We start from the raw sequence: 15,311 nt of genomic DNA, 5'->3' as shown, positions 1-15,311 counted from the left end.
CCTTTGCATCGTTAAACTGTATATAAAATAGGATACTGTATATTGCCGCAGAATACAAGCTAAGTCACGGTATAATAAGAAATGTTCGCCATGGAACTTGCGTTGGACGCAATCCATTTCAAGGTGTATTTCAAAGTGTTTCAAAGGAACGTATGTTCTATATTTCAGAATACCATATTTCATTTTTTATTTCAACTGACAAGCATGTTACAATATTAGGTAGGATGCACAACTATCGGATGGAGGCGGATATGGAATGAAAAAAATCGGATTTATCGGTTTGGGCACGATGGGAGGCCCGATGGCGGCAAATCTTCTGGCCAAAGGGTATGAGGTGACCGTTTATAACCGGTCTGCGGACAAGGCAAAGCCGCTCGCGGAACAAGGAGCCAAAGTCGCCTCCTCCCCTGCCGAGACGGCGAAAGGAGTCGACGTGCTGTTCACCATGATCAGCGACGACCGTGCGATCGAGGAGGTCTATTTCGGCGAAAACGGCGTATGTGCCGGAATCGGCGACGGCGGCGCGGCGAAAACGGTTATCGACAGCAGCACCATTTCGCCGGAATTGGTGCGAAGAATTGCAGAAGCGCTCGCCGCTCGAGGCGTCGAATTCCTCGACGCTCCCGTAACGGGCAGCAAGCCTGCCGCCCTTGACGGCACGTTAGTCTTTATGGCGGGAGGAAAAGAAGAAACGGTCCGCCGTCATGAGGAACTGCTCCTGGCGATGGGGCGCAAAGTGCTCTATATGGGGCCGTCGGGCAGCGGCGCGATCACGAAGCTGGCCCATAACGCAATCGTCGGCATTAACAATGTGGCGCTTGCCGAAGGTTTCTCGATCGCCGCCAAGGCGGGCATCGACACGAGCGCATTTCTCGACCTGGTGATGTCCGGCGGGGCGGGCAGCAAGGCCGCCGAGTTGAAAGGGCGTAAAATCATCGAGCATGATTTCAGCAACCAATTTTCCTTAAATCTCATGTTGAAAGATATGAAGCTCGCTTCCCGGCTTTCGGATCAAATGAGCGTTCCCGTCCCGATGCTGGAAGCGGCCAAAAGCATGTTCCAGATCGGACAGACGCAAGGCTACGGGGAGGAAGATTTGAGCGCCGTCGCGCGCTGTTACGAGGATTGGATCGGCCGCCGCATCGGCAAAACCGGTAACTAACCAACCGGATCCATAACTAGGCGCGATTGCGGTAAAAAAACATCCCGCTTCGCTCTGCTATTCTTATAGCAGGCGGGCGGGATGTTTGCATTTGAGATCGTCCTATTACAGCAGTTCCTTCACTTTGCCGACGACGTTCTCTACCGTAAATCCATATTCGCGAATGACGCGGTCTCCAGGAGCGGAGGCTCCGAATTTGTCGATGCCCAGTACGGCGCCTTGTTCGCCGACATAACGTTCCCAACCGAACGGATGGGCCATTTCAACCGCCAGACGAGCCTTGACGTCAGGCAGCAGCACGGAATCGCGGTATTCCTTCGGCTGAGCGTCGAACAAATCCCAGCTTGGCATACTGATTACGCGCACTTGCACGCCTTGTTCGGCCAACGCTTTTTGCGCTTGTACCGCGAGCTGCACTTCGGATCCTGTCGCGATAATTTGCGCTTGAGGCTTGCCGTTTGCCGCATCGGATACGACATACGCGCCGCGGGTTACCCCCTCGCGCGCCATTTCCGCCGTATTGTCCAATACCGGCAAGTTTTGGCGGGTTAAGACGAGCGCCACCGGATTGCGGCGGTTTTGCAGCGAATAAGCCCATGCCGCCGAAGTTTCGTTCGCGTCGGCAGGACGAATGACGGTCAAATTCGGAATGATGCGGATCGACGCCAATTGCTCGATCGGCTCATGCGTCGGGCCGTCTTCGCCGACAGCGATACTGTCGTGCGTCAGCACGTATACGACCGGCAAATTCATCAGCGCCGCAAGACGAACGGCAGGACGCAAGTAATCGGTAAATACGAAGAACGTTCCGCCGTATACTTTCAGGCCGCCATGCAGCATAATGCCGTTCATTGCCGCAGCCATGCCGAATTCGCGTACGCCGTAATAAATGTTGCGTCCCGCGTAATTTTCCGGATGGAATACAGGCAAGCCTTTCAAATGCGTCATCGTCGAGCTTTCCAAGTCGGCGGAGCCGCCTACCAGGCTCGGTACGTTCTTGGCCAATCCGTTCAGCGCATTGCCGGAAGCGACGCGCGTCGACAACGGTTTGTCCTCAGACGTATATTTCGGCAAGTCTGCGTCCCAATTTGCCGGCAGTTCGGCGGACACGGCTTGTTCGAATTGTTTCGCAAGCTCCGGATAGGATGCTTTGTATGCCGTGAATTGTTCATTCCATGCGTTGTATGCCGCAATGCCCTTTTGCTTCACTGCAGCGAAATGATCGCGCACTTCTTGCGGTACGTAGAAATCTTCCTCGTACGTCCAATTGTACGCCTCTTTCGTCAATTTCGCTTCTTCCGTTCCCAGCGGAGAGCCGTGTGGACCGGCGTGGCCGCCTTTGCCCGCCTTGTTCGGGCTTCCGTATCCGATCACCGTCTTCACTTCGATTAACGTCGGCTTGCCGGATTCTTGCTTCGCTTGTTCGATTGCCGCTTCGATCGCCGCGAGATCGTTGCCGTCCTCGACGCGCAGCACTTGCCAACCGTACGCTTCAAAGCGTTGTGCCACATTTTCCGAGAAAGCGAGGTTCAAGTCGCCGTCCAAGGAAATATCGTTCGAATCGTATAGTACGATCAATTTGCCGAGCTGCAAATGGCCTGCCATCGATGCCGCCTCGCTGGAGATCCCTTCCATTAAATCCCCGTCGCCGCAGATCGCATAGGTGTAATGGTCGACCACTTTGAATTGATCTTTATTGTAAGTAGCTCCAAGCTGCGCTTCCGCCATCGCCATACCTACCGCCATCGCGATCCCTTGTCCAAGCGGACCGGTCGTAGCGTCGACGCCCGCCGTATGTCCGAACTCCGGATGCCCCGGCGTCAAGCTGCCCCATTGGCGGAAGTTCTTCAGCTCTTCCATCGGCAAATCGTATCCGCTCAGGTGAAGCAAGCTATAGAGCAGCATCGAACCGTGTCCCGCGGACAACACGAAACGGTCGCGGTTAATCCATGCCGGTTGATCGGGATTATGGTTCATCGTTTTCGCAAACAGTTGATAACCCATCGGAGCGGCACCCATAGGCATGCCCGGATGGCCGGATTTAGCTTTCTCGATCGCATCGATCGCGAGCGTGCGTATCGTATCGACGGATAGTTGATCAATTGACTTGTTGCTTGCTGACATGTTGATGGTTCCTCCATTTCATTTTCGAAATACTCATTGATTTGAAGACTACTGTTACTTTGCATTATATTGTATCATTTGCGTCATCCCATTTCCATAAAGAAAGATAAAAACCGCATAGAAATCCATTTCTTTTTCGCAGAAATGTCATACTATGCGGCAGTTATCGTTCATACTATAAAGTTGATAACGATATGCTATACAATTAACTTGAAGAAAAAGTATATCATATTCGTAAAATATAAATAGGATTAAACCATCCTATTTGCGAATATCGCTTGAACGGCTAGTTGAAAACGACCGTCTTGTTCTGATACACCAAAATCCGGTCCTCGATATGCCAGTGGACGGCCCGGGCAAGCACGACGCGCTCGATGGTGCGTCCGATCCGTTTCAGCTCGTCCACATCGTCGCGGTGGCTGACGCGCTGCACGTCCTGTTCGATAATCGGGCCGCCGTCAAGCTCTTCCGTCACATAATGCGCGGTGGCGCCGATAATTTTCACCCCGCGATTGTAAGCTTGGGCGTAAGGTTTGCCGCCCACGAACGCAGGCAGGAACGAATGGTGAATATTAATGATCCGATTCGGATAATGCTCCAGGAATCTTGGCGAAATAATTTGCATGTATCGCGCCAAAACGATGACGTCCGCACGATCTCCCACCGCTTCCAACTGTTTCCGCTCCGCTTCCGGCTTATTGTCAGGAGTCACCGGAATATGATGGTACGGTATGCCGAAAGATTCGACGTATTCCCGCATATCGGGATGGTTGCTTACTACCATGGCGATTTCCGCGTCCAAGTCTCCCGCCTGCCATTGCCACAACAGCTCCACCAGACAATGGTCTTCCTTGGAGACGAAAATGGCCAGCCGTTTTTTCTTGCTCACTTGATTGATGCGCCATTGCATGCCGAACTTGTCCGCCGCCTCCGCGAAATGCCGCTCCAACTCCGGCAGGCGCTCCTGCAACCGCTCCAGGTCGAATTCGATTCGCATGAAAAACATGCCGCCTTCGGGATCCATCGTATATTGGTCGGACTGTACGATATTGGCTCCGTGCTCGTACAAAAATTGCGACACGGCCGCCACGATTCCCGCCCGGTCCGGACAGGAAATCAACATTCTAGCGCGATCTTGTTTGTTCATTCTCCACTAACCTCTTTCATTGCCGTATTCCGATTGGTATATAATAAGTGCGTGTTCAAAAGTCGACTTTTCAGCACCGAGAAGGTTGCGAGAACCCGACTCTCTATGCGTTGATGAGCAGTTCTTTGCCGCCGAACCATGCGGTAAGCCGATGGTTGATCGCTTCTTCGGACAAGTCCGGGAACAGGCGCGCTTCCGCGACCATATCGTACAGCCTGTCCATCGGCTCGCGCGGATCGGCTTTCTTCGCCTTCGCGTCGTTCTTAAGCAGCGTCCACGTGGACAGCACATATTCGCGCGGATCGATCTCCTGTTTCTCGAAGAAGAAATGGAGCCGCTCCACATCGTCGAAGAACGATCCTCCGAATCGTTCCGCGGCGTCTCCCCGCAGCAGGGCAATTTCCGCTTCGTACATCGGTCTTTGCGTCTTGTCCTCTTTCCCGATCCAAGGCGTTTCCAGAATAAACGGCCGGCCTTGCAGCGCTTCGTGACGGGCGACATTGTTCATCGCTTGAAATCCGATCCAGCCGGCGCCGACGGGGGCATGCCGGTCTTTCCCCGCGCCTTGGGGATTTTTGCTGTCATTCATATGCACGACGGCAATGCGGTCCAAGCCGATGACCCGGTCGAATTCCTCCAGCACGCCGTCCAGGTCGTTCACGATATCGTATCCGGCGTCATGCATATGGCATGTATCGATACAAACCGTCAATCTGCCGTTATCTTGGACTTTGTCGATAATCGAAGCGATCTCCTCGAAGCTCCGGCCGATTTCCGTCCCTTTGCCCGCCATCGTCTCAAGCGCGATATTGACGTCCGTCTCTTTCGTCCCGCCAAGCACTTCGTTAAGCCCCTCGGCAATCCGGTTAATGCCGTATTCCGCGTCCTTGTCGGTATAGGCTCCCGGATGAAGGACGATGTTCTTCACGCCGATGTGATGGGTACGGCGAATCTCTTCCTGCAAGAAGGAAACGGCCAACTCGAACGTATTCGGCTTGTACGATCCCAGATTGATAATATAAGGGGCGTGAACGACGATTTCTTCGAATCCGTGTTCCCTCATTAAAGCTTTGCCTTCTTCAATATATAGATTCTCGATAGGCTTGCGGCGCGTATTTTGCGGAGCGCCCGTATATATCATAAAAGAGCTTGAGCCGTATGATGCTGCTTCTTTCGTCGCGGTCACCAATCCCTTGTCGGAAAACGACACATGGGAACCGATTTTCAACGTTTTCATAATAAAACTCCCTTCTATCGATTATCCCATTATTTTACCGTGAATATCGTAATAAATCTAGAAATACGTTATAATTCTTTATGGAAAAACAATTTGAGGTGACGCTGCATGCATACTGTTTTCGCTTCTTTATTTTTATCGACAAGCGGTCCGAGCAACGGATTTATGAATATGATCGTCTTATGGTCGTTTGTTTTGATCGGACTCATGGCAATCGGCGGCTTTTTTATGTTCCGCAAGTTTTTCAAAGTGCTTCCGAAGCAGGATGGCAAATCAAAGCTCGATTGGCAAAATTATTGGGTTGAGACGAGCCGCCATCTTTGGACCGATGAATCGAAGCAATTTTTGGACCAATTGGTTCAGCCCGTTCCTTCCCCCTTCCGCGACATCGCGAAGCATTCCATAGCGGCGAAAATCGGCCAGCTTGCCGTGGAGAGCGGGGCGAAAGAAGTAACGCGCGATTTATGCGTGAAAGGGTATATTATGGCGACGCCGAAACGGGATTACCGCAACTTGGTGAAATTTTTGGAGAAAAACGGGATCGACTACACGCCTTACCGGCATTTGTTTAACAAATAAGAACACGTTTGTGAGGTGGGACGGCCAATGAAGCTTGTCATTTGCGGGGGAAGCGGTTTTGTGGGAAACGCCCTCTCGCGGCATTGGGCCCATTCCGGGCATGAGGTAACGATCGTATCGCGCAAGCCGCCCGAGGCCCGGACGGACGGAACGGACGCGATAGCCTATGCGGCTTGGAACGATTTCGAACGGGAGCCGCATCGGTTCGAAGGCATCGACGCTATCGTCAACTTGGCGGGAGAATCGATCAATCAGCGCTGGACGAATGCGGCGAAAGAACGCATTCTGCAGTCCCGCTTGCAGGCGGCCGGGCGGGTCGCCGCTCTCGTCTCCAAGCTGGAACGAAAGCCGCATACGGTTGTCAACGCTTCCGCGATTTCCGTCTACGGCGCGTCCGAAAGCGACATATACGACGAAACAAGTCCGATGCGCGTAGAGGACTTTCTATCAAGCGTCATCGAGCGATGGGAGAAAGCGGCCGACGAAATAACCGATGTCCGCTTAGTGAAACTGAGAGTCGGGGTCGTCCTCGGCAATGACGGGGGAGCGTATCCGTTGATCCGCTTGCCCTACCTGTTCGGAGCCGGCGGACGGATCGGCAGCGGCCGTCAATGGCTGTCGTGGATTCACATCGAAGATATCGTCCGCCTCATCGATTTTTGCGTGTCGAACCCCGGCATGGAAGGGATCGTCAACGCAACCGCGCCGCATCCCGTAACGAATGACGAATTCGGGCGGACTGTCGGCAAAGTTTACAGCAGACCTCATTGGTTCCCCGTTCCCTCCTTTTTCTTCAAATGTTTATTCGGAGAGATGTCGATGCTGCTGCTGGAAGGGCAACGGGTTATGCCGCGCGTTGCGCTCTCGAACGGATTCTCGTTTCGGTATCCGACGGCGGAAGAGGCGCTGCGGCAATTGAAATCTTAACGCAAGCGGAATGTATATTCCGTCCCGGCAACGGCAAACACATCGCCGTCGGAGAGCGGATACGATTTATACGGCACGATGCGCTCCGTTCCAAGCCATGTGCCGTTCTTCGATCCAAGATCCTTCAATCCGTATCCGTTATCTTGATACGTTAGCTCCACATGCGTGCGCGAGACGCCGGCCGCGGTTTCGACATAATGTACGGCTCCGCCCGAACGGCCGATAATAAACGGGAATCGCTCCAAGTCGATTCGCTCGCCTGCCGAGCCGTCCCCCGGATGCCGTTCCAGGTAGGGACGCGCTTGTACGGCTGCCTTCTCTTCCGCCCCTCTCATACCCGCAGAACGCGGCAACAGCGAGGTCGCATCCGACTGAGGCGAGAAGAGCCCTTCCGTCTTATGGGCTAATTGTTCGTAATATCGTTCGTCCGCCGCTTCCCCGTTCGGCGGCGCGACGGGAACGCCCGCCCCCGCCGGATCGGGCAAGTTTTCCTTTTCATTCGTCCTCAGCTTGGCGCTTACTTTCTCCGCCTGAAAGCTTCGGAGAGAGAAAACCGCTTCGCTTCGTCCGCTTGCTTCGGCTCGTCGAACCGCTCCCCCCGTATCCGGATCCATCGAATCGTAAAGCGGCAGTACCGCCGCAGGCCGCTTCGGACGAAAATGAAAATACCCTTTCCACCAGATGAATACGAACGCTCCCAACAGCGCGGTTAAGCCGAGACATACATAAGCCATTCCCGGTCCCGGGGCCTCATCATATACAAACCGCCACAAAATGGCCGCGGCTGCGACGCAACTAAGCGGAACGTACAGTTTTCTAGGCTGGCGCTCCCGCAGATCGTCTTCATCGTCTTTCATTTCGTCCGCCGCAAAGGCTGGATGATCCGACCCTCCTGCAAAGCCTGCGCCGGACATGACGTACCGGCCGGGCTCGTACGGATCGGAACGCGAATCGCCGGCGATTGGATCGCCGGCTTCCGTTTGCGGCGCGTCTTCGAAAGACATGTCGCGCCGTCGGCTATCGTACGCCAACTCCGTTCTCCCGCCGCCCCGTTGGGCGGTCCGTTGCGCATTGCCGAATTCGCGTATTTCTTGGGCCGATTCGGATGTTCCCGCTTCTACATGAGACAGCAATTGCAGCAAAAGCGACTTGCATCCGGCGACCGTAAAAGCCGGATCTCCGCAATATTGCAAGATGCGCTGCAATCCGGAGCCGTCCGGCTCGATCACATACGCAAGCAGTTTCATGGCGAGCGAACGAATCTTCTCCCGCACCGGCTGCTCGCGGGAAAGCGGATCGCGCAAAGGAGCGTACGTAAAGAATAAACGCCCCTTTCTTGGCGAACCTTCGACAAAAATATAATCCTCATGAAGCCAGTAGTTATTCGCTTGAAGCATGTAGATAGCGCAATCGTCCAAAGCCGCGGCGATTTGGAGCAGCAAATGGTAATATTCCTGCTGCGTGAACCGCTCTCCTTGCAGCGCTTGGGAAAGCATCCGTTTGCCTGCGATGTTGTAGTGCAAGCTGACGTGAAAATCCAATTCCCGGATGACGAGCGGCAGCAAATGGGGGATATCGACCGATTGAATCATGTTGACCTCGATCGAAGCAAGATGCTCGTTTCGCAATCCTTCCGTATGCTCCAGCACCATAAAGATCGAACCGTTTTGCACAAAATCCGTTTGGAAACCGTACATATGCCCATCTCCTCCTGCTTGTCACTGCAAATAGAAATAAGCGGTCCATGCGCCCGGCAGCACAGCGTACATGAACGGGAATCGGAGCTGTTTCATTCGTTGCATGGGAATCGGCCGCCATTTGCGCATAAACGGCAATTGGAATACCGCCAGCGGCATACGGCGCATTCGCGAGAATTCCCGGCGAAACAGCACGATCACGACTCCGATTAGTCCCGCATACAAGATCGAGTACATGATCGAATAGAGCGTAAACTGCAGTCCGATTAACGCGCCTAACGCGCCGAAGAGCTTCACGTCGCCCGCTCCGACCGCACCGAGCGCATATAAAACGAGCATGACCGCAATACCGCCCGCCATACCGGCCAAGGCGAACAACAAGCCGTCCCATCCTCCGCTCCAACCGTGAAACGTGAGCCCGGCAAGCACGGCCGGCACGGTAAGCCGGTTCGGTATGATCGAATGTAAAGCATCCGTATAAAAGGCCGCGAGCAAAAATACGGCGCATAATATCAATTCGAATTTCAAAATGAGTCCCTCCTTACGGCTTTGACGCCCCGTCGTTTTTTTTCCGAACGTCGAAAGCCATCTCCGTCCGCCCCCCGCCTTCCGCTTCAACGGCCAAATTCCACATTCCCGGCGTCGTGTTTCCCGATACATGCCATTCCCATACGACATATCCTTCTCCGTCTGCGGTTGCCATCCCTAAATGCTTGGCGACGCTCACGCCGCTTTTATAATAAACCGTCAAATTGGCCGTGCCGCCGGGCGCGATTTTGGCGGTTAATTTCGCTTTTCGGCCGGGTAGAAGCGGATTCGGTTCCAACGAAACGATCTGCGGCTTCTCCCCTTCTCCGTCATCGTCTCCGCGGCCTGCGGCGGAAATATCGCCGATCCATACCCTCTCCTCCGCCTTTGCCCGCAATACGAGATCCCGGTTCAAGAGCGGAACTTTCATCGGAAGCTTGTAGCTAAGCTCCAAAGCGAAATAAGGATCTTTCTTGTCTTTTTTCAAAATAGGAATGCGCACCCGCGATACGCGGATACGTTCAAACTCCAAAATATGCTCCTGTACAAACGGCTTCATGAACGGTTTGATGAAAGCATCGCCGAACGCCTCGTGTACCGAGTCTTCCGCGGCCCGAAACCATTTCCAATCCCGAATCCAATCGCCGATCGGCGGCGGAAACAATTGATCGAAGCTTTCGGCGACCTCTTCCGCCGAAAGCTTGTCCGAGGTACCTTCCGCATCATTCGGGGCTTCCGCAGATCCGCTCCCCGGCACTCCGGAATTTCCTCCGTCCGCTTGCTCCTCCCGATTCTCAAAAGCCAGCATGACCGGATAGAAGTGTGCGGCTACCTGCTTCGTCGCCTCGGCCGCCGTCATCTGCAACGCCATCGTAATGAGCGACATTTGCACAATATACACCAGGAAAACGACGAACATGAGAAAGACGGGAAGCGCCATTGCAGCTTCGACGACCATACCGCCATCCTCCCGCCGAAGCCATCCCCAGCGGTACTTCATTCGCAACACCATCCTGCTCTAATAGAGGTTCTGAACACGCATTAATATGAAAATGCCGCCTTTTTCGTCGCATAATACCGGTTGTTTTCCACTTCGCCATGCAGCAATCCGACGTATCCAAGCATTCTCATCATGCCCGGCATAAACCAAAGGCGAATGGAAGTGCGAACTTCGCCCCGCACATACGTCGGTTTCTCGGCGGGATTCGCCCCGGTATTGAATTGGATCAACGCCAGCATGCGCGACATCATTTTCCCGTTATCGGTATGAAGCATCAGGAACATACGCATATGATCTTTGTACGTCAACTTGATCGGTACATATTTGGACAATGTCAAGCTTCCTTTATTGACCAGTTCCAGCAAATCCGCGATAGCATGCTCAATGCCGTACAGGAGCGCCGCCGCCAGTACGAGCAGCGGATGGCCCATTCTGGCGTTCTCGGCCAGACCTTCCATCGTGCGAATCGCCAGTCGCATGCCGAATATTTCCCCGTATGCGGCCGCCAAATTGCCGCCCGGATTATGAAATCCGTACAGAATATATTCCAGCTCCTGGTTGTTTACGCCCAACGTATTGATTAACGCATCGTCCGGCTGGGAGGAAGCGAATAAATGCTTTAACTTGGCAGGATCGAATGAACGGAATTGATGAACCGCATATTCATTGCGGTAAAATTCGTCTCTTAGCTCCGCCAGCATATCGGACATGCCGCCGAACAATCCGTCCATCATAGACATCGATTCTTTTCCCGCGTCACCCGGGTCCTGGCTCACGCCAACTTGCTTCGCTTCTTCCCCGCCGGATTGTTCGTTGAAAGCTCGGTTGGCATCGTAATATTGCTCCAAGCGATTGTAATTTTCCATTTGCGCTTTGGCCCGGTCCTTCAGCTTTGCAATATTGTCGATCAAATTTTTCGCCTGCTTCAGTTGCTGTTTCCCTTTGTTCTCCAAGTTTTTCCGTTCCCGTTCCGAACTGCGGTGCCGTTCAATTTCCGCCGTGCGGGCGACGATCGTCCTCCCGCTGTCCGGATCATAATCGCTGGCATACTTGTCGAATTCCTTTTTCATCTCCCGCACCGATTGCTTTAAGGATCCCGCGCCCGCATTTCCAATGAAATCGGATAAAGCATCCGCGGCATGCGATTGAAATCGATCGACCGCCGTGGCGACGGAAGCGAAGAGCGCGGATTGGCGTTCCGTCTCGGAGCGGAACTCGTCAAAGAACGAATCCGGCAAAATCAATTCTTCCGCCGAACTGCGAATCCGCTTCACCGTTTCGGAAATATCGGCGGGAACGGCGGGAATGCCGGCAGGTGGCGTATCGCTGTCCTCTACCTTCTCGTATTTGGCGTTGTTCGGATTGCTGTCGGCCGCGGCAATGACTTGTTTCATCTCGTCGTTCAACTCGCGAATGCGATCGAATTTGGCCGGCAGCTTATCCGCCATTTGCCGGTGCCTGTTCTCTGCCTGCCCGGCAGCACGCGTCATTTGGCCGGTTAATTGGGAAGCTTCGTACTCGTATAAAGCCGTCTCCCATACATACCTCTTCGGTTCGTCCTCGTCCAAATTCGCATCGTAACTCCTCTTATAGGCGTAGTCCGCATACTGCGCGGCGATATCGGCGGCGGTGGAAATCGATCCGATCGTGCGATCGCTCAAATCCAGCCCGCCGCTGCCGGCAATGTAACCGGCAACTTGCCGCGCCTTCTTGCCGGCCTCCTTCATCTCGTTCACAATCTCGTCGATGAGCGCCTCGCGTTTATCGAACAATTTCCCTAGCCGTGCAAGCAAATCCGTCGTGTTGGACGCTTCCTTCATCGCGGCCGACATCGGCTTGAAGCGGTTGACGACTTCCAGCGTGAAATCGATCGGAGCCTTATACTTCATTTCCTCCAAGATTTGCCGCTCGAAAATCGCGTATTGTCCCAACTCGCGCGAAAAAGCGACGGACTGCGTATCCAGCCGCGTGTCCAATAAATGAAATGCGGCGCCCCTGCCGGATTGCATATGCAAGCTGTCCCGCAATAAGGAGGCCATCAGTTCGTTGCCGTCGCTCTCGCCGAATGCAAATAATCCGTATTTTTCATGCAATTCCGGATCGAATGCCGACATCACGGACCTCATGCTCGCTTTGGCTAATTGTTCCGTGTGCATTTGAACCGCGGCAATGCGCGCATAATCGATAAAAACGGCCATAAAGGTAAATATCGAAGCAAAAATCATCATCAGAAAAACGGACACCGAGCCCCGTGCGGAAAAACATAAGGTTTTCACGCTTTCATCATCTCACTTCTCCAATTACGAAATTACTTTTGTTTCTTGCGCAGCACTTCACGCGCCTGATCCCTGTCGATTCCTTCCTCCTTCGTCCCGAACTTCCTTCCGTAATAGCGGGAGAGTTCAACCGTTCGAACGAATTCGACCGGATCGACGATCGAGGAACTTAAGCCGGTTTCAACGCGCACCTTGCCCATGATTTTTTCGAGCGGCGGAAACCGCAAAGGGTTATGCAAGCGAACGGCAACCTTTCTTTGTAACAAGGCATTCGTATATATCATTTCGCCTGAAAGGCCTTGCGGAATATATCGGGCGGCGTTGCCCATCTTGGTCAGCGGCAAGCCGCCGCCCGGCGACGGTTCGGCGCTTGCTCCCTGTCCATGAAGGCCGTTCCTCCCGGTTACAACGAACCGTGCCCGCTCGTAATGCTGCGATAACCCGAATAGAACATCGAGCGCGCGGTCGTCGGATAATCGCCAATATAAACCGTCATGCCGCCCCTCCGGCACTTCTCCCGTTTTCGGCGCTTTGCCGCTGTTGTCCCAACTGTATGCGGCCCGGTCGACGGCCGTCGACGCGACGTATACCAATACGACTTTCTGATACATATATAGGCAAAAAAACAAAAGCGCCGTCAGAATGAAAAAGATGAGCGGGAACAGCATGGAAGCTTCGATCGTGAAGCTCCCCCGTTCGTCCGACAGCCACTTCCCGCGCCGATGGCTAATCTTCGAATAATTTATTCGACTGCTCATCGGCCCTGCCCATTAACGACTCGATAAAATTCATAATTTGCGTTCGAAATAAAAGGACGATAATAATAAGTACGGCAATGATGAATATAATTTCCACCGTCCCCAATCCCTCTTCTTCGTTCCATAATGTTCGCAGCCAAGTCCGCATCCTTTTCACTCTCCTCTTCATGATTCGCGATTGACTCGTTTGCGCCGCTTCCTCTAATTCATCATGAGAAAAATCGGCGTACAAACTAACGCAAGCAAGACAAAAAATATAACGACCATCGGAAATACGAGCTTGGAGGAAGCTTCCTCGCCTCTCGTGCGGCTGATCGCCTTCCGCTTCTCCCATAACATCCGCGACAAATCCCGCAATGCGGTTACGAATTCGTCGCCGCCGCGGCGGTGGTTCAGCAAAATGGTCGTCGCAAAAATCGATACTTCCTGAACGGCGCATCGTTTGCTGAATTGCTCGAACGACTGCTGGAAAGAATACCCGTTCCGCCATTCATTGATCATTTGAATCAGCTCTTTATACAACGGATGATCGGCCTGCTCTTGTTTTCGTTCGACGCATTGCGCCAGCGCTTTTTGGACCGTTTCTCCCGCATTGACCAACAGCGTAATTTTATTCAGCAATTCAGGCAATTCCAATACAATATCTTGCTGGCGCCGAACGACCTTTTTCGCCAAATCCTGAATCATCGCGGCAGGTATGAGCACAGCCATCACCGCGCCGAGCGCGAATCCGGCAGCCTCCCCATCCGTCAGCAGCGACACCGCGCAGCCGAAGACAAGCGATAAATAGCTGTAATTCAACCATTCCGCAAGAAAGAACGGCGTCAACGCCTGCGCGTTCGCACTGCCGTACAGCGTCTGAATGGAACGTTGAATTTTGAACAGCAGCAACGGGTACCGTTCTGTCGGCCGCAGCCTTTCCAATACGTACAGCATGGGCGGAGCCAAGCGGGCGAGCTTGAACCTGTCCGCATTCGTCCGAACTTCCCGCGCGTAGGTCTGTCCCGCAAGCTTGTACAATACGATCCAGGCAAGAAGCAACAATAGAAGGCAAAATATCCAAACCGACGGCTGCATAGGAAACGTTCACTTCCTTACACTTGAATATCCATAATTTTGGCAATCAGCCAATAGCATGCGCCTAGCGCGAGCAGCGCGACAGTAGAGACGATATATCCCGCCATGCCGCGCATCGGCTCCAAAAAATCGGGAGCGCTAACGTTCAGAAATGCGATAAATAGAAACGGGGCTGCCATCACCGCTTTGGATTCGAACCGTTTCTGCGCGATCATAACCGAAATTTCCTGCTGGATATCCAATTTTTCGCCGATCATCGCCGATGTGCGCCGCACGACTTGCACCAAATCGCCGCCGGTCCGCTTGCATGTCGTAAACACGTCGGCGAAGTTCGTAATATCTTCGATCGCCGCGCGACGGCTAAAATCTTGAATTGCCCGTTCGATCGGCTCGCCATTCTCCAACCGGAAGCAAATGACCTTGAATTCCCGGATCAAATCGGTCTGCATATCGGGGTATAACAATTGCAAATCTTGAATCGCTTCGCGAAAACCGTTTTCGACCGAACGGCCGGCCGCCAAAGAGGAAGCGAGCGAATATAGCGCTTGCTTGAACTGGAAGCCGAGTTCCGCGCGCCGCTTGGCAAGCAGCGACTTTTGCCTGACGCGCGGATACAACGCGCCTCCGCATGCCAGCAATACCGCAAATGCAAGTTGCTGATAAAATAAATATCCGATCGCGAACAATACGGCTGCGGCCGCGGCGAACGACACGATTCGCTGTTTAGGCGACAGACGATAGACGGTATAATCCGGAAGTGTATTGTTTTCCATTGAACCATGCCCCCTTCGTGCCAAAT

At 53.4% G+C, this 15,311-nt stretch carries 14 protein-coding genes; 3 read left to right on the top strand and 11 right to left on the bottom strand.

All coding sequences use genetic code 11. The features are described from left to right. The first annotated feature begins 256 nt into the window (after positions 1-256). Positions 257-1,162: an NAD(P)-dependent oxidoreductase gene (locus KQI79_RS01650; protein WP_216536471.1), complete on the top strand. Its 906-nt coding sequence runs from the start codon at positions 257-259 to the stop codon at positions 1,160-1,162. A 105-nt stretch (positions 1,163-1,267) separates the two neighbouring features. Here the strand turns inward: KQI79_RS01650 and tkt are convergent, their stop codons facing one another. From tkt to KQI79_RS01635, 3 genes are all read right to left on the bottom strand, one after another. Next, complete coding sequence (gene tkt, locus KQI79_RS01645; RefSeq protein WP_216536470.1) at positions 1,268-3,286, bottom strand: transketolase; 2,019 nt, start codon at positions 3,284-3,286, stop codon at positions 1,268-1,270. A gap of 286 nt (positions 3,287-3,572) precedes the next feature. Then, positions 3,573-4,433 carry a formyltetrahydrofolate deformylase gene (gene purU, locus KQI79_RS01640; protein ID WP_216536469.1) on the bottom strand — a complete coding sequence of 287 codons (861 nt, stop codon included), beginning with the start codon at positions 4,431-4,433 and terminating at the stop codon, positions 3,573-3,575. 103 nt (positions 4,434-4,536) lie between these two features. Further along, positions 4,537-5,670, bottom strand: a complete 1,134-nt coding sequence (locus KQI79_RS01635) for a deoxyribonuclease IV (RefSeq protein ID WP_216536468.1) — start codon at positions 5,668-5,670, stop codon at positions 4,537-4,539. Positions 5,671-5,778: 108 nt separating this feature from the next. Between KQI79_RS01635 and KQI79_RS01630 the strand changes: the two genes are divergently transcribed. Next, on the top strand, positions 5,779-6,249 hold the full coding sequence (locus KQI79_RS01630) for a DUF2621 domain-containing protein (protein WP_216536467.1): 471 nt from the start codon (positions 5,779-5,781) through the stop codon (positions 6,247-6,249). A gap of 27 nt (positions 6,250-6,276) precedes the next feature. Then, entirely contained in the window at positions 6,277-7,176 is a 900-nt protein-coding gene (locus KQI79_RS01625; RefSeq protein WP_216536466.1) for a TIGR01777 family oxidoreductase, read from the top strand. On the opposite strand, the gene KQI79_RS01620 is transcribed toward KQI79_RS01625, so the two are convergent. The 8 genes from KQI79_RS01620 to KQI79_RS01585 all read right to left on the bottom strand — a co-directional run bounded on the left by KQI79_RS01620 (position 7,173) and on the right by KQI79_RS01585 (position 15,285). After that, on the bottom strand, positions 7,173-8,873 hold the full coding sequence (locus tag KQI79_RS01620; RefSeq protein ID WP_216536465.1) for a DUF6382 domain-containing protein: 1,701 nt from the start codon (positions 8,871-8,873) through the stop codon (positions 7,173-7,175). The two genes, KQI79_RS01625 and KQI79_RS01620, sit on opposite strands and share 4 nt — an antisense overlap. Positions 8,874-8,894: 21 nt before the next feature. Beyond that, a complete protein-coding gene (locus tag KQI79_RS01615; RefSeq protein ID WP_230192112.1) occupies positions 8,895-9,401 on the bottom strand; it encodes an A24 family peptidase in 507 nt (168 codons plus the stop codon). 13 nt (positions 9,402-9,414) lie between these two features. Beyond that, positions 9,415-10,401, bottom strand: coding sequence for a TadE/TadG family type IV pilus assembly protein (locus KQI79_RS01610; protein ID WP_216536463.1), 987 nt, complete (start codon positions 10,399-10,401; stop codon positions 9,415-9,417). A gap of 41 nt (positions 10,402-10,442) precedes the next feature. Next, a complete protein-coding gene (locus tag KQI79_RS01605) occupies positions 10,443-12,629 on the bottom strand; it encodes a hypothetical protein (RefSeq protein WP_216536462.1) in 2,187 nt (728 codons plus the stop codon). Positions 12,630-12,709: 80 nt separating this feature from the next. Beyond that, complete coding sequence (locus KQI79_RS01600; protein WP_216536461.1) at positions 12,710-13,435, bottom strand: TadE/TadG family type IV pilus assembly protein; 726 nt, start codon at positions 13,433-13,435, stop codon at positions 12,710-12,712. After that, positions 13,404-13,583: a Flp1 family type IVb pilin gene (locus KQI79_RS01595; RefSeq protein WP_230192116.1), complete on the bottom strand. Its 180-nt coding sequence runs from the start codon at positions 13,581-13,583 to the stop codon at positions 13,404-13,406. Before KQI79_RS01595 ends, KQI79_RS01600 begins: the two co-directional genes overlap by 32 nt. 53 nt (positions 13,584-13,636) lie before the next feature. After that, positions 13,637-14,512 carry a type II secretion system F family protein gene (locus tag KQI79_RS01590; RefSeq protein WP_216536459.1) on the bottom strand — a complete coding sequence of 292 codons (876 nt, stop codon included), beginning with the start codon at positions 14,510-14,512 and terminating at the stop codon, positions 13,637-13,639. Positions 14,513-14,529: 17 nt separating this feature from the next. Beyond that, complete coding sequence (locus tag KQI79_RS01585; RefSeq protein WP_216536458.1) at positions 14,530-15,285, bottom strand: type II secretion system F family protein; 756 nt, start codon at positions 15,283-15,285, stop codon at positions 14,530-14,532. Positions 15,286-15,311 lie beyond the last annotated feature (26 nt).

Origin of the sequence: Paenibacillus sp. MSJ-34 (assembly GCF_018918005.1) — a bacterium.
GTDB lineage: Bacteria > Bacillota > Bacilli > Paenibacillales > Paenibacillaceae > MSJ-34.
This window is presented reverse-complemented; position numbering and strand designations above follow the sequence as displayed.

Bases quoted from the DNA above. Each gene is read 5' to 3' on its own strand.
- KQI79_RS01650 (WP_216536471.1), top strand. From the start codon at position 257: ATGAAAAAAATCGGATTTATCGGTTTGGGCACGATGGGAGGCCCGATG.
- tkt (WP_216536470.1), bottom strand. From the start codon at position 3,286: ATGTCAGCAAGCAACAAGTCAATTGATCAACTATCCGTCGATACGATA.
- purU (WP_216536469.1), bottom strand. From the start codon at position 4,433: ATGAACAAACAAGATCGCGCTAGAATGTTGATTTCCTGTCCGGACCGG.
- KQI79_RS01635 (WP_216536468.1), bottom strand. From the start codon at position 5,670: ATGAAAACGTTGAAAATCGGTTCCCATGTGTCGTTTTCCGACAAGGGA.
- KQI79_RS01630 (WP_216536467.1), top strand. From the start codon at position 5,779: ATGCATACTGTTTTCGCTTCTTTATTTTTATCGACAAGCGGTCCGAGC.
- KQI79_RS01625 (WP_216536466.1), top strand. From the start codon at position 6,277: ATGAAGCTTGTCATTTGCGGGGGAAGCGGTTTTGTGGGAAACGCCCTC.
- KQI79_RS01620 (WP_216536465.1), bottom strand. From the start codon at position 8,873: ATGTACGGTTTCCAAACGGATTTTGTGCAAAACGGTTCGATCTTTATG.
- KQI79_RS01610 (WP_216536463.1), bottom strand. From the start codon at position 10,401: ATGAAGTACCGCTGGGGATGGCTTCGGCGGGAGGATGGCGGTATGGTC.
- KQI79_RS01605 (WP_216536462.1), bottom strand. From the start codon at position 12,629: ATGATGATTTTTGCTTCGATATTTACCTTTATGGCCGTTTTTATCGAT.
- KQI79_RS01600 (WP_216536461.1), bottom strand. From the start codon at position 13,435: ATGAGCAGTCGAATAAATTATTCGAAGATTAGCCATCGGCGCGGGAAG.
- KQI79_RS01595 (WP_230192116.1), bottom strand. From the start codon at position 13,583: ATGCGGACTTGGCTGCGAACATTATGGAACGAAGAAGAGGGATTGGGG.
- KQI79_RS01590 (WP_216536459.1), bottom strand. From the start codon at position 14,512: ATGCAGCCGTCGGTTTGGATATTTTGCCTTCTATTGTTGCTTCTTGCC.
- KQI79_RS01585 (WP_216536458.1), bottom strand. From the start codon at position 15,285: ATGGAAAACAATACACTTCCGGATTATACCGTCTATCGTCTGTCGCCT.